We start from the raw sequence: 14,372 nt of genomic DNA on the forward strand, positions 1-14,372 counted from the left end.
TCCCCTATCATTCCTGCGACTAATTATTTGAGTGCATAATCCAGTCTAAATGTTGATAGTCTTCAATTTCTATTACGTCCTTAGGTTCCTGCTGAATCGATTTTTTATCCTCAGTAGAAGAAGCATAAAAAGAAGGGAAATGGCTTGGATCTACCTGTGGGTTTGGTCTAGATGGATGCTTGCTATCTTTTTTAATTGTTAAGGCTGAAATAACGGCTTCATCTTTTCCCGCAGCCAGCTTGGCTATCTCTGGAGTGACAATCGCCCCAGCCCCAACAAATAGCTCAATAAGCTTAGGGTGGTTGTAGTAAGTTGCCAAATACAAAGGTGAGGTAGTGGTGTCAGACGGATTAGGATTTATAAGTTTGTTTTCAAGGAGCATTTTTATAACTTTTGTGCAACCTAACCTGATAAGCTCATTGACCAAGCCTGGATTTTTTTTAAGCTCAGACTCTAACGAAGCCTTGGCTTTTAGTAGAACTCTCACAGATTCTATATCATCTCGCATCATAGCGATTTGTAATGGTCGGGGAAAATTAACTGTTCCTTTGATATCCCAGTGAGCACCAGAACTAACTAACGAATGCACTGAAATAGCAGAACCCTTATGTGCTCTTGATAAAAGCAGCTGTAGTGGTGAAGCAGACCCTTTTTTATCTTGTAGCGGCATGTTCACGCCTGAAGGATCTTTACTCAATAGCCATCTTAAAATTTCATCTGGTGCATAGTGGATGGCTTCATGAATAACCGTCCTGTCCCCAAACAGACCCTTAAGGTCAGTTTTGTCAGAAAGTGCTTTAACAGCATCAAAATGCCGGTATCTTACCGCCAGCCATAAAGGTTTAGGTACCTCGTCAATTTCGCTTTGGGAATTTGCATCCACCTCACACCTTTTCACCAAATAGGCTATAGATTCAACTCGACCATATTTTGCCGCATAGTGGAGCGCAGACATGCCTTGAAAACGGGCATTGGGGGTCGCACCTAATTTTATTAACTGTTCCATTGTTGCAATTTCGCCTCGACCAGCGGCTAGACAAAATGCAACATTATATTGATTTTTCTTTATTAAACTCTCTATCTTTTTAAAGAACACCTCATCAGACTTAATTTTTTTATTAAAATAAGAACCATAATTATTTTGTAATTCATTAGACGAACCTACGACCGAATCGCGCATTTTATTTCCCCATATGTTTTTTATTACTCAGTGTCTGAAGCTAGTATGCTTTTGCTTCTATCATTGGCACGCTGATCTTGTCAACGTGGAGAGATTGAATTTTCTGTTTTTTGATAACTCTGGCAGTCTACCCCTTCTCTCCTTCCCCCCTCACAACTCTTAGGTTATAATCCCGCCTGCACTGGGCTCCCCTGCAAAATTTATCTCGAGAATCTATACTCCATACGTCAAGCTTAAGCGTATTTAATGTTTTTTCGGTGTTTTAACGACAACTGAATTTCAGGTAAAGAGACCACGCCTTGAACCTTGCCTCCCTGTAAGCGCCTCAGAACACAGGGAATTCCGGGATTGACCACTACCCTTGTTAACGGATAACCTGTTTATGAAAACTGCCGAAAACTTAGCCGTTGTGCACGAGAAACACGCAACCGAAATCATCAAGCCACTGCGCCAATTAGTCCGCCAAGCGCTGGATAATTATTTTGCACACCTGGATGCAGCGCTGCCACCGACTCAGCTCTATGATTTAGTACTGGAAGAAGTAGAACCCCCTTTACTCGAAGCCACCTTAAAATATACCCGCGGCAATCAATGCAAAGCCGCCATCCTTCTGGGTATCAGCAGAAGCACGCTACGCAAAAAGCTAAAACACTATGATCTCGACTAAAAATGACCGACCTGACCTGACCGCTTTTTCTGCAACCGATGAGCCCATCATCAAACGTGCTTTGCTGAGTGTTTCCAACAAAACCGGTTTGATTGAGTTTGCTCAAGCACTCAAAGCCAAACATATACAGATTCTTTCCACCGGCGGCACTGCGCGTTTACTTCGAGATGCCGGCATAGCGATTGAAGAAGTCGCAGATTACACTGGCTTTCCAGAAATCATGGATGGCCGAGTGAAAACCCTGCACCCAAAAATTCACGGTGGATTATTAGCACGCCGTAATGTGGACGAATCCGTGATTCAACAACATGGCATAGACCGTATCGACTTGGTGGTAGTCAACTTATATCCCTTTGCAGAAACCGTGAAAAATCCAGACTGCAACCTGGCAAGGGCAGTTGAAAACATAGATATTGGCGGTCCTGCCATGCTGCGGGCAGCTGCTAAAAACTACCCTTGTGTCATGACCCTGGTCGATCCTGAAGATTATGCCGCTGTACTTAGTGAAATTGAACACTGTAAAGGCGCTACCACACTGGCTTCTCGCTTCCGCCAAGCACAAAAAGTCTTTGCGCACACCGCACAATACGACGCTCAAATTGCTAATTATCTCAACGCCATACATCTAGACAATACCAAAGACGATTTCCCGCAAATTTACACCGTGCAATTTCAAAAAAAACAAGACCTACGCTATGGGGAAAATCCCCACCAAAAAGCCGCATTTTATGTAGAAGCATCCAATAATGAAGCCAGCATTGCTACATCTAAACAACATCAAGGCAAAGAATTATCATTTAACAATATTGCTGACACCAATGCCGCACTCGAATGTGTGAAAGTGCTAAATGGCACCCCAGCCTGCGTGATTGTAAAACACGCCAATCCTTGTGGTGCGGCTTTAGCTGACTCGCAGCTACACGCCTATCAACGCGCCTTTGCCACTGATCCAACTTCGGCATTTGGTGGAATTATTGCTTTCAATCAACCCTTAATGGCTGAAACTGCCAGAGCTATTATTGATAATCAGTTTGTGGAATTGATTATCGCACCTGAAGTTGAAACTGAAGCACTGACCATTCTGGCACATAAACCGAATGTCAGGGTATTATCCACAGGTCAATGGCAAAGTCCCAATCCTGCTTTAGACTATGAACGAGTCTCTGGCGGCATGCTGATACAAGACCGTGATACTATGACGCTATCTCCTAATAATTTAAAAATTGTGACGCTGCGTCAGCCAACGATTCAGGAATTTACCGATCTGTTATTTGCCTGGGAAATTGTGAAATGTGTAAAATCCAATGCCATTGTTTATGCGCGAGATCGAGCCACAGTCGGCATAGGCGCAGGCCAAATGAGCAGGGTGTTCAGTGCAATCCTTGCCGGTTTGAAAGCTAACGACGCCGGCCTTGAGGTGGCCGGAGCGGTCATGGCTTCGGATGCATTTTTCCCCTTCCGTGATGGCATTGATGCAGCAGCTGCCGCAGGGATTACTGCCATTATTCAACCAGGTGGCTCAGTACGTGATGCAGAGACGATACAAGCGGCAGATGAAGCGGGCATTGCGATGTTATTTACTGGGCTTAGGCATTTTCGGCATTAAACAACATTTTTTGAATTTCGCGCCAATGACTAATTAATCAGCAGCTCAACTTCCAGGAACACTGCAATGAACATCCTCATCATCGGCAACGGCGGCAGAGAACATGCCCTAGCCTGGAAAGTCCGACAATCGCCAGAAGCTACTCGGGTTTTTGTCGCCCCCGGAAACGCAGGCACTGCACTGGAACCTGGCATTGAAAATATACCCATCAATGCCACCGATATCCCGAAGTTGATCGATTTTGCCAAAAAACAGCACATAGACTTAACGATTGTCGGTCCTGAAGCACCCTTAGCTGCCGGCATTGCGGATGAATTCCAACAACAGCAATTACCCTGCTTTGCACCCAGCCAAGCTGCTGCACGCTTAGAATCTTCCAAAGCCTACAGCAAAGATTTTATGGCGCGCTACCACATTCCAACTGCCCATTATGCAACCTTTACGGATTTATCTGCTGCCATAACCTATATTAAACAACAATCTTTCCCGCTTGTTATTAAAGCCGATGGCTTAGCTGCCGGCAAAGGTGTAGTCATCGCCCAAAGTGAATCTCAAGCTCAAGCCTTTGTTCAAGAAATGCTGAGCGGTCAAACCTTAGGCAATGCCGGACAGCAAATCGTCATTGAAGAATTTATCCAAGGCGAAGAAGCCAGTTTCATTGTCATGGCGGATGGCACCTATGCATTGCCTTTAGTCACCTCACAAGATCACAAGACCCGCGATGACGGCGATACCGGACCGAACACCGGCGGCATGGGAGCTTATAGCCCAGCCCCTGTTATCACATCAAGCTTACACGCAAAAATAATGGAAACGGTCATTTATCCAACCTTACGGGGTCTGGCGGCACAAGGCACGCCTTATACTGGCTTTTTGTACGCCGGCTTAATGATTACTCCACAAAATGCAATTAAAGTACTGGAATTTAATTGCCGTTTAGGCGATCCTGAAACCCAAGTGATTTTAATGCGCCTGCAATCAGATTTAGTTTCCGTCTGTCTTGCCGCACTGCATGGTCAATTGAATACTGTTAAACTGCTCTGGGATCAGCGACCGGCACTTGGTGTGGTGTTGGCAGCCAAAGGCTATCCTGATCGTTATGCACAAGGCGATGTTATTCAGCATTTGTCTGAAGCAGTTGCAGCGGATTGCAAAGTGTTTCATGCGGGAACAGTATTAGATAACGAACAAGTTAAAACAGCTGGAGGACGGGTGCTTTGCGCCACTGCCCTTGGCGATTCGATTAAAGATGCACAGTTTAAGGCTTACGCATTGGCGAAGCAGGTTTCCTGGGAAAATGCTTATTACCGCAGGGACATTGGCTATCGTGCTATTATGCGTGAGTGACTACTTACATATACAAAGCTCCAGGTAACCCATATGGAAATGAAACCCTACCAAGCAGATTGGACTGAAGTCGAAGGCAAAAATAATACCTTAGGCCTGATTAAATCCAACCTTTTAGCGCGAAAAGCGCCCGCCTATTACCGCTCCAAAGCTTTTGTCAGCCAATCAGGCATCAACCCATTAATCACCGCGGCCGCCCCACTTTTTTACTTGGCAGAAAAATTCCAATCACTCGAATACTCGCCTGGCTTGGTCAAATTACATGAAGATCTAACCCACGAACTCAAAGCCTTTGAACATCAGGCACAAAGCTATGGTTATCGCGTCAATTTCATCATGGCAGCGCAGCTAATTATGTCACTGTGGGTAGATGAAATGGTGCTATGTACACGCTGGGGACGTGAAAGTGATTGGGGCAAATATTCCCTAACCGAAACCACCCAGCCTGATGGTCTGGAAAATAAATCCTTTTTTTTCGTGTTAAAACACTGTTTGCAAGACCCTGTCACTTATATTGATCTATTAGAATTATTATATTTATGTTTAAGTCTAGGATTTGAAGGGGAATATCGTTACCAGGAGCGCGGTTATATTCTGCTGGCAGAAATCAGAGACACACTATTTCATACCATCCAGCGCCACCGTAAAGAAGTGTACAAACAGCTGGAAATCACCAGTGCCGCACCAGAAGAAGCACCACCTGAAAAATTTTTATCACGCTTGATCGGTAGGATGTTGTTGCTATTCTCAACAATTGTTGTAATTATCACAAGCTATTGTTTATTAAATGGGCAATTGCATTATAATCTGGAAACTTTTAACGAGACTTCTTATAGTGATTCCCCTTAATTAAGCATCTTCCTTATAACATTTACACTTTATTCCTTCTCCCGTCTGTGACCGAAGGGAATCTCCTTGTGGGATGGGAGAAGGAATAAAAGTATTAAGCTTTGAACTATTTACAGCACTGGTCAGGATATGATCCGCGAATTTGTCAGAAAAACTTTAAACCGCCAACAATCATTAACGCCTTCTAGAGCGCTATCGCAAGATGACTGGCGCATTGAACACGCCACTGCAAAATTAACTATCCTAGAACAAAGTATTAAAGACGCCCTACGTTTCCTGAAAAAAAAATATCGTAAAAGTATTTTTTACCGTCATAAACTGCCTTGGTACCTGGTTCTAGGAGCCGAAGGAGTAGGTAAAACCAGCCTGTTAGGCATGAGCGACCTCAACCTCCTTTCCACCAATAACCAGCCGCTCAAACTCCCCCACACCACTGCTTATTGCGACTGGTTATTTGGCAAAGAGGCCGTGTTTATTGACGTTAACGGCGCTTTAATGCTGCCTGATGATCCGAAAAATGACTCGCATCTGATCTGGAAAAAGTTTATAGAACTACTGCATCAAAACCGCCACCGTTACCGCGCAGTCGATGGGCTAATGATTTGCATTGATCTACACCAGTTTTTAAGCAAAAACCGTGGGCAGCGGCAGCTGCAAATCGATATACTGCGCCATCGTGTGCAGAGCTTAACCAAGTATTTAAAAACCTTACCAGTTTACCTGATCTTTACTAAATGTGACCGCATCGCTGGATTTACTGATTCTTTTAATACATTAAGCCCAGAAGATTGCCAACAGACTTTTGGCATTTCACTGCCACAAAATTTAATGCAACAAAATCTTGCACCCCATTTGGAACAACAATTCAATCTTTTTTTGAGCCGCTTAAATGAACAGCTGATTCCACGCTTGCATCGCGAACACAATCTGGAAAAGCGTAACCGTATTAAAGATTTCCCGCTGCAGCTCGAAGCCTTAAAAAGAGACATCATCACCCTAGCCACACAACTGCACAGCACGCGCACTAGCTTAAGTGGAATTTATTTTACCAGTAGCCATCAAGACGGCTTAATCACCGATGGTTTAAGCCCCTTACTCTACACTTTTGGACTACCAACAATTCCACAGGTGAATTTTCAGCCACAACAACGGGCGTTTTTTATTCATCAGCCGCTTGAGAAAATTATCCACCATAAAATTATCCCGATAAAAAAAGTACCCGCTCTTTTAAACTGGCAAAGCAAACATTTTTATATGGGTTGGGGGGCGCTGCTAGCCGTTGCCTGTCTAATTTTGATTCCTGAATATTTTTATAATGCGCATACCCTATCCCGCACCAAAGAAATCATGGCGCAGTACCAACCCGCCACCGACAATAACACTCCTGAGGCTTATTTGCCGTCATTGAACATCCTGCGTCGGGCAGTGGATCAAGCCAGAGAACATTCTAATCCCTTGCTGACGCTGGTATTTCATCAGGCACGCACTATCAAAAATGATTTAACAACAACTTATATCCAAGCGCTGAATTCACAGTTAGCTCCCCTGCTAAAACAAATATTGGAACAACAATTACAAGCAACAGCCCATGTCAAACCGCAAGAATATTTTGACGCATTAAAAACCTATCTGATGCTCGAAGACAGCTCACATCTGGACACCGACTTTGTGATTGGCTGGTTTAACCGTTACTGGCGAGAAAACTTAGCGAATAATCCCCAGAAAAGGAAACAACTCAACGCGCACTTAGCTTTCTGGCTTAAACAACGCCCACTAGAATTTGCAACTGATGCGCAGATCGTGCAACTTGCCAGACAGCGTCTGAACAGCTTACCCTTAGCCGAAATTGCCTATCTGACATTGCAAGAAAGTTATAAAGCTACAGCGACACTTGCGCCTAATACCAGTGCCGACACTGTGAATCCTGCATTTTCTATACCTCCAGAACACGCGCCCCTTTATCAGGCTAAAAATTTCAATGCGGTTTACCAAACGCAAATTCCACAATTAGTGCAACAAATTGCCACTGGCGACAACTGGGTATTGAATTTGACGCTACCGGCCAATTTAACAACTGCTTTAACTGCGCAATTAGTTTCTAGCCTTCGTCACATGTATATTCAGCGTTATGCTGATTTTTGGCTAGGAGAATTATTGAATATACAACCCGGTCAATTCAGTACTCTGGCCGATGCCAGCGCCTTTACCCGCACGTTAACGAGTGTTGATTCACCATTGATGCCGCTATTGGATACGGTTTCCGCTAATCTAAAACCCATTGCCAACTATCCTGAAGCCCAAGCTAGCATACAAACATTACAGCAATTACAAAATCTGTTATTAGATTCAGCAAAGAACAGCAACGTACAAAAAGCACTCATTGGGCTAACTAAATATTTGGACGGCATTGTCAATGCCAAAGACAGCGGGGAGGCAGCATTAAATGCTGCAAAACACCGCATGCATAATGACGGTCAAAACGATGCCATCAGTCAGTTATATACCGTCGCCAATTCCGCACCTGCTCCGTTAAATAATTGGCTCAATGCTTTAGCACAAAACTCATGGCGTTCCATACTGAAAACAGCCTCTAATCATATTAATCTGTTATGGCTGACTCAGGTGATCCCTGATTACAACGAATACATCAATAACCGTTATCCCGTGTTCAGTGATGCAACTCTGGATATGAATCTGACAGAATTTGCCCACTTTTTTGGGCCGGAGGGCACAATTGATACATTCACCAAGCAGTTGTCTGCTTTTATCGATAACAGCCAACTCTATTGGAAATGGAAATACGTGGATGGACAAACACTGCACATTTCTCAAAAATCTCTGGAAATGCTCGATCGCGCTGCTTTGATCCAAAAAATGTATTTTAGTAATAATCAAAAAATGCCAACCGTTGGTTTTTCTATTATGCCTGTGGACTCAGCGCTGATGGCAACAAATTATGTATTAAACTTAAATGGTCAGACGATTAATTATTTGAATGATTTTCATCAGAACAAAAAAATCAATTGGCCGGGCGCTCACCAAGATCATGCACAATTGGCGTTGATGCAAGGCAGCAAAAAAATTGTTTTCTTTGAAGAGAATGGTCCTTGGGCGGTATTTAAGCTACTGGCGCAAGGGCGCTTAACGCCATCACATAATAGTCAGCTTTATCAGTTATTGTTTAATGTGAATGGTACTAATGTGACTTATCAATTGCTGGCGGACAAACCGATTAATCCGTTTGTGCCATTGATTCTGAGCGAGTTTCGTTGTCCTGAAAAGCTTTGATTTTTTTGAATAAAACTCTATCGTAACTGCTCACTCCTTTTTTCAAGGGAGGAAAGAAGTTACAGTGGATCAATATTTTTTATTGATGTATTTAACCTCTGGCAGACCCTTGAAATCTGCATCTTGAGACCAGATAGTTGCTTCACAAGCCATCCCTGTAGCAACAATAATGCTATCCGCAAGTGGAATTTTATATTGCACACCTAATTTTGCAGCATTTAATGAAATTTCGATATTTAAATCTACCACAGTACCTTGCATCATACCCTCAATACTTTCAAAAGCTTGTTTTTCAGAGCGTTGACGCAAAACATGTTTAAAAACTTCAATGAGTGAAATAGTTGGAACAATCAAATTTTTTATATCTTCGATTGCTGGCGCAAAAAAATCTGCGTTCTCTGCATTAGCAAAATATTCAAGCCAACCTGAAGAATCAACTACATTTTTTTTCATAATCTATCTTTATCTCGATCAATCACTGTTTCAATTCCCTCTAAAAAACCTCGCATTTTTTTAATATCTTTAACAGGTATAAATTCAAGACGGTTTTGATAGCGAAAAACACATAGTTTTTCACCAGGTCGTAAATGCATGGACTCACGAATTTCTTTAGGGATAACAATTTGAAATTTAGGAGAAATCACTACTTGCATAAAATTCCCAATCGATTAATAATTTGTATGACGTAATTGTAATTGATGCTTATCGATAAATCAATATTAAGAGAAACAGCATGGAATCTTCATCGGAAATCCCTGATATTAAGCAGCAAATCAATCAAATAGCCAATAATCACTCCAATATCCCTAATTTTTCAGGACCATTAGGCAAAATATTAGGACTCTTATATTTCACTGGATTTTCTGCAAGCTTTGGGTGGATTGATACGATGTTCAAATAAAGTACTCCACCCTAACCCTGCATTACAGTGATTTATCCACTCAAGAAAAAGACCTATTACACGAAGAAGTACTCAATAGCATGGTCAGCACTTATTATAAATTTGTAGCCTTTGCTGAATCACAACCGACATTAACACTGGAAGAACTCAATAAACTCTATCGCAGCCTACAACCTGCCTTAGGCAAGGATAAACCTGGTGTTCGCGATGATGCTTTACATAAATTCGGTTCTTTATTTTTTATGGCGGCACAAGACGTAGAACCCGCATTGCAAAACTTACTAAATCTTATCAATACTCCGCCTGGGCATCAATTATCTAGCATAGAGAAACAATTTTCTCGTAGGCGCCATAAGGTAACATTAATACTATTTTAATATTTACACGCTAAAATCCATTACATCGAATCGAAATAATCCGCAATGCATGTCTTTCTTCTATCGGGGGATGTATTTATGATAACTCCTGCGTGGCAGGTTACTGCTGAAATCCTTAATTCGCTTAATGCTGTTAATAATTTATTCCTCCAGCTAAGACAGCAGGAATCTCAACGGCTCATTTCTTTGGAAAAAAATTATGAATCTCGATTTAATTCTGCTATTAAGAATTTTGACCTAGAAGTTGAAAAGCTGAGTAATAATGTAACCGGAAAATCTACTGACTCAAATTTATTCGCGACCAAACTATCGCAATTAAGCACCAATCATCGAAAAGATACTGCAAAATCAGAGAAGTCTATTAGAAAGCTTGATTATTATCTGCAGAAACTACAAGAAATTATGCATTTAATAATATCACAGCAAGCAAGTGATAAAAGGCAAGCACAGAAAGATTTAAAATCTATTATTTCTCAATTTCATACTGACTTTCCAAATAGTAAACCCTCGCGGTTATCATTTTTTTCTCGTCCGACACTGCCACAAATTATCCTCAGTCAGCTGAAAGCTATGGAAAAACAGATCGACAAATTGAACGAATCAGTAGTTTTACCCTCTGCACCTGCACCCAAATGACTTTTAAAACGCCAAGTGGATTTAAGGAGACAATTGAGCTACCCAAACTCTTTAAATCCCCTCGCAACCCCGTTATCGTTTTTTAAAGAGGAGTAATTAGCCTCCCAAATACAATTCTTTGATCCGGCTGTCCTTCATAAGAACTGCCGCATTACCACTTAAAGCAATACGGCCATTTTCCAATACATAAGCACGTTGTGCCAGATTTAATGCTAAATGGGCGTTTTGTTCTACCAATAAAATTCCGACGCCTTCTGCATGAATCTTTTTTAACGCAGCAAAAACTTCCAGCATCAATTTGGGAGATAAACCCATAGAAGGCTCATCCAGTAATAACAGTTTGGGTTTACGTAATAAGGCACGGGCAATAGCCAACATTTGCTGTTCACCACCTGATAAGGTGCCAGCAGCTTGTTTGTGCCGCTCACGCAATTGTGGAAATAATTTATAAACTGCATTGAAATCTAAGTTGCGCACTCCCCAACCGGCTAAGCGCAAATTTTCGATGACTGTTAAGTCACTAAAAATTCCTCGACCTTCTGGCACATGCGCAATGCCTAAATTAATGCGCTTATGTGAGGGAATGTCAGCTAAATCTTGATTCTGATATTTAATAATGCCTTGGTAACGAACCAAACCTGAAATGGCGCGCAAGGTTGAAGTTTTGCCTGCACCGTTACTGCCTAGAAGCGTTACAATTTCATTGTCGGCTACTTCTAGTGAAATATCATGCAGCGCGGGAATAGTGCCATATTTTAAACTGAGTTGTGAGATGGTTAGCATGGTTTTAATTTTTTCCTTCTCCCCTTGTAGGCTAAGGTATGCACATAAGTAGCAACAAATCCTTCTCCCACAAGGGGAGAAGGATTTGTTGCTACTAGTTACTTGTGTGCATACCCTAGCTTTGTAGGAGAAAGGTAGGTTAAAAAAATCATCCACCCAAATAAGATTGTATAACTTCTGGATGTTTACGAATCATTTCCGGGTCACCTTCTGCAATAATTTTGCCAAAATTTAACACGGTAATATGCTGGCACAATGACATAACAAAACGCATTTGATGATCGATTAATAAAATGGCTAGCGCTCTTTCTTGAAATATTTCCTTAATTAAACAACTGAGCTCTACTGTTTCCTGTGGATTCATACCGCAGGCCGGCTCATCCAATAATAATACTTTAGGATTGATCGCCAAGGCTCTGGCGATTTCAAGACGCCGCTGCAAGCCATAGGGCAAATTTTCGGCATAGGATTGCGCATATTGTGTTAAGCCAAAACGCGCAAGTAAATCATATGCCATATCCAAAGTAGTTTGTTCTTGTTGTAAAAATCTCGACTGTCGCAACATTGCCGACCGCAAGGGATAATCACAACTACCCACAGCAATTCGGATATTATCCAACACAGAAAGTTTTTTAAATAAACGGATGTTTTGAAAAGTGCGGGCAATGCCAGCTCGGGTAATTTGCTCTGTAGTTAAACCATTTAAAGTTTTACCATCTAAGCTAATTTCTCCATGCTGTATCGGATAAACGCCGCATAACACATTAAAAAGCGTGGTTTTACCTGCACCATTAGGACCAATCACGCCGGCTATTTCACCCGATTGAACTTGGAGATGAAAATCAGTAATCGCGTGCAAGCCACTAAATGTATGCGATAAATTTTTTATGGCCAAGACCGTCATGCCTTGAGCGCCTTTTTAGGGCGAAAATATTTCTGACTAGGACGAAACAAGGAAAATTCTTTGTACCCCATAATGCCTGAAGGACGGAAAATCATTAACAAAATTAAAATAATCGGCATAATCACCATGCGCCAGGTTGCCAATGGGCGCAATATTTCCATTAATAACGTATATAACGTGCCACCAATAATCGAACCGCTTAATGAACCTGCACCTCCTAAATAAACCATGATTAATATATCGGTGGATTTAGCCAGATTAAACATGGATGGATTAATAAACTGTAATACATGCGCATAAAGTCCCCCGGCAATACCCGTAAAAAATGCCGAAATAGCAAACGCCAAAATTTTAGTTTGTCGGGTATTGACACCCATCAATCTTGCAACCATTTCATCTTCACGAATGGCTAAAATATTACGACCAAAACGCGAATAAACGAGATTGCGCATCAATATAAATGTCACCAGCAACCAGAAAAATACCCAAGGTAATGTCGTCAACTGACTAATGCCAGATAAACCCCGCGCACCACCGATACTTTGTATATTTTCAATGATGGATTTGACTATCATTAAGAACGCTAAGGTGAGGATAGCTAAATAATCGCCACGTGTTTTAAATGATAATATTGCTATTAACACCCCCCCGAAGGCTGCAGCAATTCCGCCTGATAAAATACTGATAATAAATAAATTTTCTGGAAAAACATGCAGGCTAAATACACTAGCAACATAGGCACCGATAGACATGAAACCGGCATGACCTACCGAAAATTCACCCATGAAGCCATTGACCAAATTTAAACTTAATGTGAGTATGATATTGATGCCAATGGTCATTAATACTAATTGATAGTAGCTACTTAACCATTGAAATTGCGGTATCAGAAAACTAAATAATCCGATAAGAATGATGACAGCCAACATAATAAATTTGCGCATGGTAGTTATACCTTCTCCATGAGCATACCGCCAAATAAACCACGGGGACGAAAAATTAAAAACAACACCAATAAACCAAAGGCTGCAAAATCACGATAACTGGATGGAAAAAAAGCGACCATATAAATTTCAACAGCACCTAATACAAATCCTCCCAGCATCGCACCGCGGATATTACCAATGCCCCCAACCACCGCTGCTGTAAAAGCCTTCCAACCCAAACTCACCCCCATATAAGGATCGATCACTGGATAAGATTGGGCATATAAAACGCCTGCAGCACCTGCTAAAGCCCCGCTGATGGCAAAGGTATACATAATCACTTGGTTTAGCGGTACGCCGATTAAAACTAATTCTTGACTATTATTGGCAATGGCACGCTGTGCTAAACCCAGTAACGTACATCGGGATTGCCAATCTAGAATTAACATCAAGGCAACACTGATAGCAATAATTAAAATTTGCAGCAGAGAAAACGTCAAGCCGTCAAAATGCCAAATCAGATTGGGAACTAAAGTGGGTACATATTGTGGATAAGGATTTTGTATCAAAAATAAATGTTCTATGACTAAACCGCAAGCTAAGGCGGTAATCAGCATAGAAACTTTAGGCGCTCTTCGCAGTGGTTTATAGGCCAGCTGTTCTACGCAAACGGCAATGGCTGCACTGCCTAGCATACCCAGAGCTAAACTCGGCCAAAAACCAAAATGCAGTCCCAAAGCGCTATATAACCCAACAAAGGCACCCGCCATGAAAATATCGCCGTGGGCGAAATTGAATAAGCGCAAAATACCATAAACAAGGCTGTAACCTAAGGCGATGAGTGCATAGATACTGCCTAATTGTAGGGCGTTTAAAGTCTGTTGTAGGAAATAGATCATGCGTGCGTC

The 14,372-nt window shown here is 41.9% G+C and carries 15 protein-coding genes; 8 read left to right on the forward strand and 7 right to left on the reverse strand.

Features of this window, described 5'->3' with window-relative positions; genetic code table 11:
* Window positions 1–19: 19 nt before the first annotated feature.
* Entirely contained in the window at window positions 20–1,180 is a 1,161-nt protein-coding gene (locus tag VHE99_03145) for an ankyrin repeat domain-containing protein (protein HVV68022.1), read from the reverse strand.
* 382 nt (window positions 1,181–1,562) lie between these two features.
* On the opposite strand from VHE99_03145, the gene fis reads away from it, so the two are divergent.
* The 5 genes from fis (at window position 1,563) to tssM (ending at window position 8,937) form a co-directional block, all read left to right on the forward strand.
* Window positions 1,563–1,847 carry a DNA-binding transcriptional regulator Fis gene (gene fis / locus VHE99_03150; GenBank protein ID HVV68023.1) on the forward strand — a complete coding sequence of 95 codons (285 nt, stop codon included), beginning with the start codon at window positions 1,563–1,565 and terminating at the stop codon, window positions 1,845–1,847.
* A complete protein-coding gene (purH, locus tag VHE99_03155; protein HVV68024.1) occupies window positions 1,834–3,453 on the forward strand; it encodes a bifunctional phosphoribosylaminoimidazolecarboxamide formyltransferase/IMP cyclohydrolase in 1,620 nt (539 codons plus the stop codon). The genes fis and purH overlap by 14 nt, the downstream gene beginning before the upstream one ends.
* A gap of 66 nt (window positions 3,454–3,519) precedes the next feature.
* Window positions 3,520–4,800, forward strand: a complete 1,281-nt coding sequence (purD, locus tag VHE99_03160) for a phosphoribosylamine--glycine ligase (protein HVV68025.1) — start codon at window positions 3,520–3,522, stop codon at window positions 4,798–4,800.
* Between the two features lie 33 nt (window positions 4,801–4,833).
* Window positions 4,834–5,649 carry a type IVB secretion system protein IcmH/DotU gene (gene icmH / locus VHE99_03165; protein ID HVV68026.1) on the forward strand — a complete coding sequence of 272 codons (816 nt, stop codon included), beginning with the start codon at window positions 4,834–4,836 and terminating at the stop codon, window positions 5,647–5,649.
* 129 nt (window positions 5,650–5,778) lie between these two features.
* On the forward strand, window positions 5,779–8,937 hold the full coding sequence (gene tssM, locus VHE99_03170) for a type VI secretion system membrane subunit TssM (GenBank protein HVV68027.1): 3,159 nt from the start codon (window positions 5,779–5,781) through the stop codon (window positions 8,935–8,937).
* Between the two features lie 69 nt (window positions 8,938–9,006).
* On the opposite strand, the gene VHE99_03175 is transcribed toward tssM, so the two are convergent.
* Window positions 9,007–9,390 (reverse strand): type II toxin-antitoxin system VapC family toxin, encoded by a 384-nt coding sequence (locus VHE99_03175; protein ID HVV68028.1) that lies wholly within the window; start codon window positions 9,388–9,390, stop codon window positions 9,007–9,009.
* Window positions 9,387–9,590 carry an AbrB/MazE/SpoVT family DNA-binding domain-containing protein gene (locus tag VHE99_03180; GenBank protein ID HVV68029.1) on the reverse strand — a complete coding sequence of 68 codons (204 nt, stop codon included), beginning with the start codon at window positions 9,588–9,590 and terminating at the stop codon, window positions 9,387–9,389. Before VHE99_03180 ends, VHE99_03175 begins: the two co-directional genes overlap by 4 nt.
* Before the next feature lie 80 nt (window positions 9,591–9,670).
* Between VHE99_03180 and VHE99_03185 the strand changes: the two genes are divergently transcribed.
* The 3 genes from VHE99_03185 to VHE99_03195 all read left to right on the forward strand — a co-directional run bounded on the left by VHE99_03185 (window position 9,671) and on the right by VHE99_03195 (window position 10,851).
* A complete protein-coding gene (locus VHE99_03185) occupies window positions 9,671–9,838 on the forward strand; it encodes a hypothetical protein (GenBank protein ID HVV68030.1) in 168 nt (55 codons plus the stop codon).
* An 80-nt stretch (window positions 9,839–9,918) separates the two neighbouring features.
* Window positions 9,919–10,215 carry a hypothetical protein gene (locus tag VHE99_03190; GenBank protein HVV68031.1) on the forward strand — a complete coding sequence of 99 codons (297 nt, stop codon included), beginning with the start codon at window positions 9,919–9,921 and terminating at the stop codon, window positions 10,213–10,215.
* A 78-nt stretch (window positions 10,216–10,293) separates the two neighbouring features.
* Window positions 10,294–10,851, forward strand: coding sequence for a hypothetical protein (locus VHE99_03195; GenBank protein HVV68032.1), 558 nt, complete (start codon window positions 10,294–10,296; stop codon window positions 10,849–10,851).
* A 96-nt stretch (window positions 10,852–10,947) separates the two neighbouring features.
* Here VHE99_03195 and VHE99_03200 read toward each other — a convergent pair whose 3' ends face one another.
* The 4 genes from VHE99_03200 to VHE99_03215 form a co-directional block, all read right to left on the reverse strand.
* Window positions 10,948–11,634 (reverse strand): ABC transporter ATP-binding protein, encoded by a 687-nt coding sequence (locus VHE99_03200; protein ID HVV68033.1) that lies wholly within the window; start codon window positions 11,632–11,634, stop codon window positions 10,948–10,950.
* Window positions 11,635–11,782: 148 nt separating this feature from the next.
* Complete coding sequence (locus tag VHE99_03205; GenBank protein ID HVV68034.1) at window positions 11,783–12,538, reverse strand: ABC transporter ATP-binding protein; 756 nt, start codon at window positions 12,536–12,538, stop codon at window positions 11,783–11,785.
* Window positions 12,535–13,482 (reverse strand): branched-chain amino acid ABC transporter permease, encoded by a 948-nt coding sequence (locus tag VHE99_03210; protein ID HVV68035.1) that lies wholly within the window; start codon window positions 13,480–13,482, stop codon window positions 12,535–12,537. The genes VHE99_03205 and VHE99_03210 overlap by 4 nt, the downstream gene beginning before the upstream one ends.
* A 5-nt stretch (window positions 13,483–13,487) precedes the next feature.
* Window positions 13,488–14,363, reverse strand: coding sequence for a branched-chain amino acid ABC transporter permease (locus VHE99_03215; protein ID HVV68036.1), 876 nt, complete (start codon window positions 14,361–14,363; stop codon window positions 13,488–13,490).
* Between the last annotated feature and the right edge of the window lie 9 nt (window positions 14,364–14,372).

The sequence above is a fragment of the Gammaproteobacteria bacterium genome (genome assembly GCA_035546635.1).
Lineage (GTDB): Bacteria > Pseudomonadota > Gammaproteobacteria > JAURND01 > JAURND01 > DASZWJ01.

Excerpts from the sequence above, each read along its gene's own strand:
- VHE99_03145 (HVV68022.1), bottom strand. The coding sequence starts at position 1,180 with ATGCGCGATTCGGTCGTAGGTTCGTCTAATGAATTACAAAATAATTAT.
- fis (HVV68023.1), top strand. The coding sequence starts at position 1,563 with ATGAAAACTGCCGAAAACTTAGCCGTTGTGCACGAGAAACACGCAACC.
- purH (HVV68024.1), top strand. The coding sequence starts at position 1,834 with ATGATCTCGACTAAAAATGACCGACCTGACCTGACCGCTTTTTCTGCA.
- purD (HVV68025.1), top strand. The coding sequence starts at position 3,520 with ATGAACATCCTCATCATCGGCAACGGCGGCAGAGAACATGCCCTAGCC.
- icmH (HVV68026.1), top strand. The coding sequence starts at position 4,834 with ATGGAAATGAAACCCTACCAAGCAGATTGGACTGAAGTCGAAGGCAAA.
- tssM (HVV68027.1), top strand. The coding sequence starts at position 5,779 with ATGATCCGCGAATTTGTCAGAAAAACTTTAAACCGCCAACAATCATTA.
- VHE99_03175 (HVV68028.1), bottom strand. The coding sequence starts at position 9,390 with ATGAAAAAAAATGTAGTTGATTCTTCAGGTTGGCTTGAATATTTTGCT.
- VHE99_03180 (HVV68029.1), bottom strand. The coding sequence starts at position 9,590 with ATGCAAGTAGTGATTTCTCCTAAATTTCAAATTGTTATCCCTAAAGAA.
- VHE99_03185 (HVV68030.1), top strand. The coding sequence starts at position 9,671 with ATGGAATCTTCATCGGAAATCCCTGATATTAAGCAGCAAATCAATCAA.
- VHE99_03190 (HVV68031.1), top strand. The coding sequence starts at position 9,919 with ATGGTCAGCACTTATTATAAATTTGTAGCCTTTGCTGAATCACAACCG.
- VHE99_03195 (HVV68032.1), top strand. The coding sequence starts at position 10,294 with ATGATAACTCCTGCGTGGCAGGTTACTGCTGAAATCCTTAATTCGCTT.
- VHE99_03200 (HVV68033.1), bottom strand. The coding sequence starts at position 11,634 with ATGCTAACCATCTCACAACTCAGTTTAAAATATGGCACTATTCCCGCG.
- VHE99_03205 (HVV68034.1), bottom strand. The coding sequence starts at position 12,538 with ATGACGGTCTTGGCCATAAAAAATTTATCGCATACATTTAGTGGCTTG.
- VHE99_03210 (HVV68035.1), bottom strand. The coding sequence starts at position 13,482 with ATGCGCAAATTTATTATGTTGGCTGTCATCATTCTTATCGGATTATTT.
- VHE99_03215 (HVV68036.1), bottom strand. The coding sequence starts at position 14,363 with ATGATCTATTTCCTACAACAGACTTTAAACGCCCTACAATTAGGCAGT.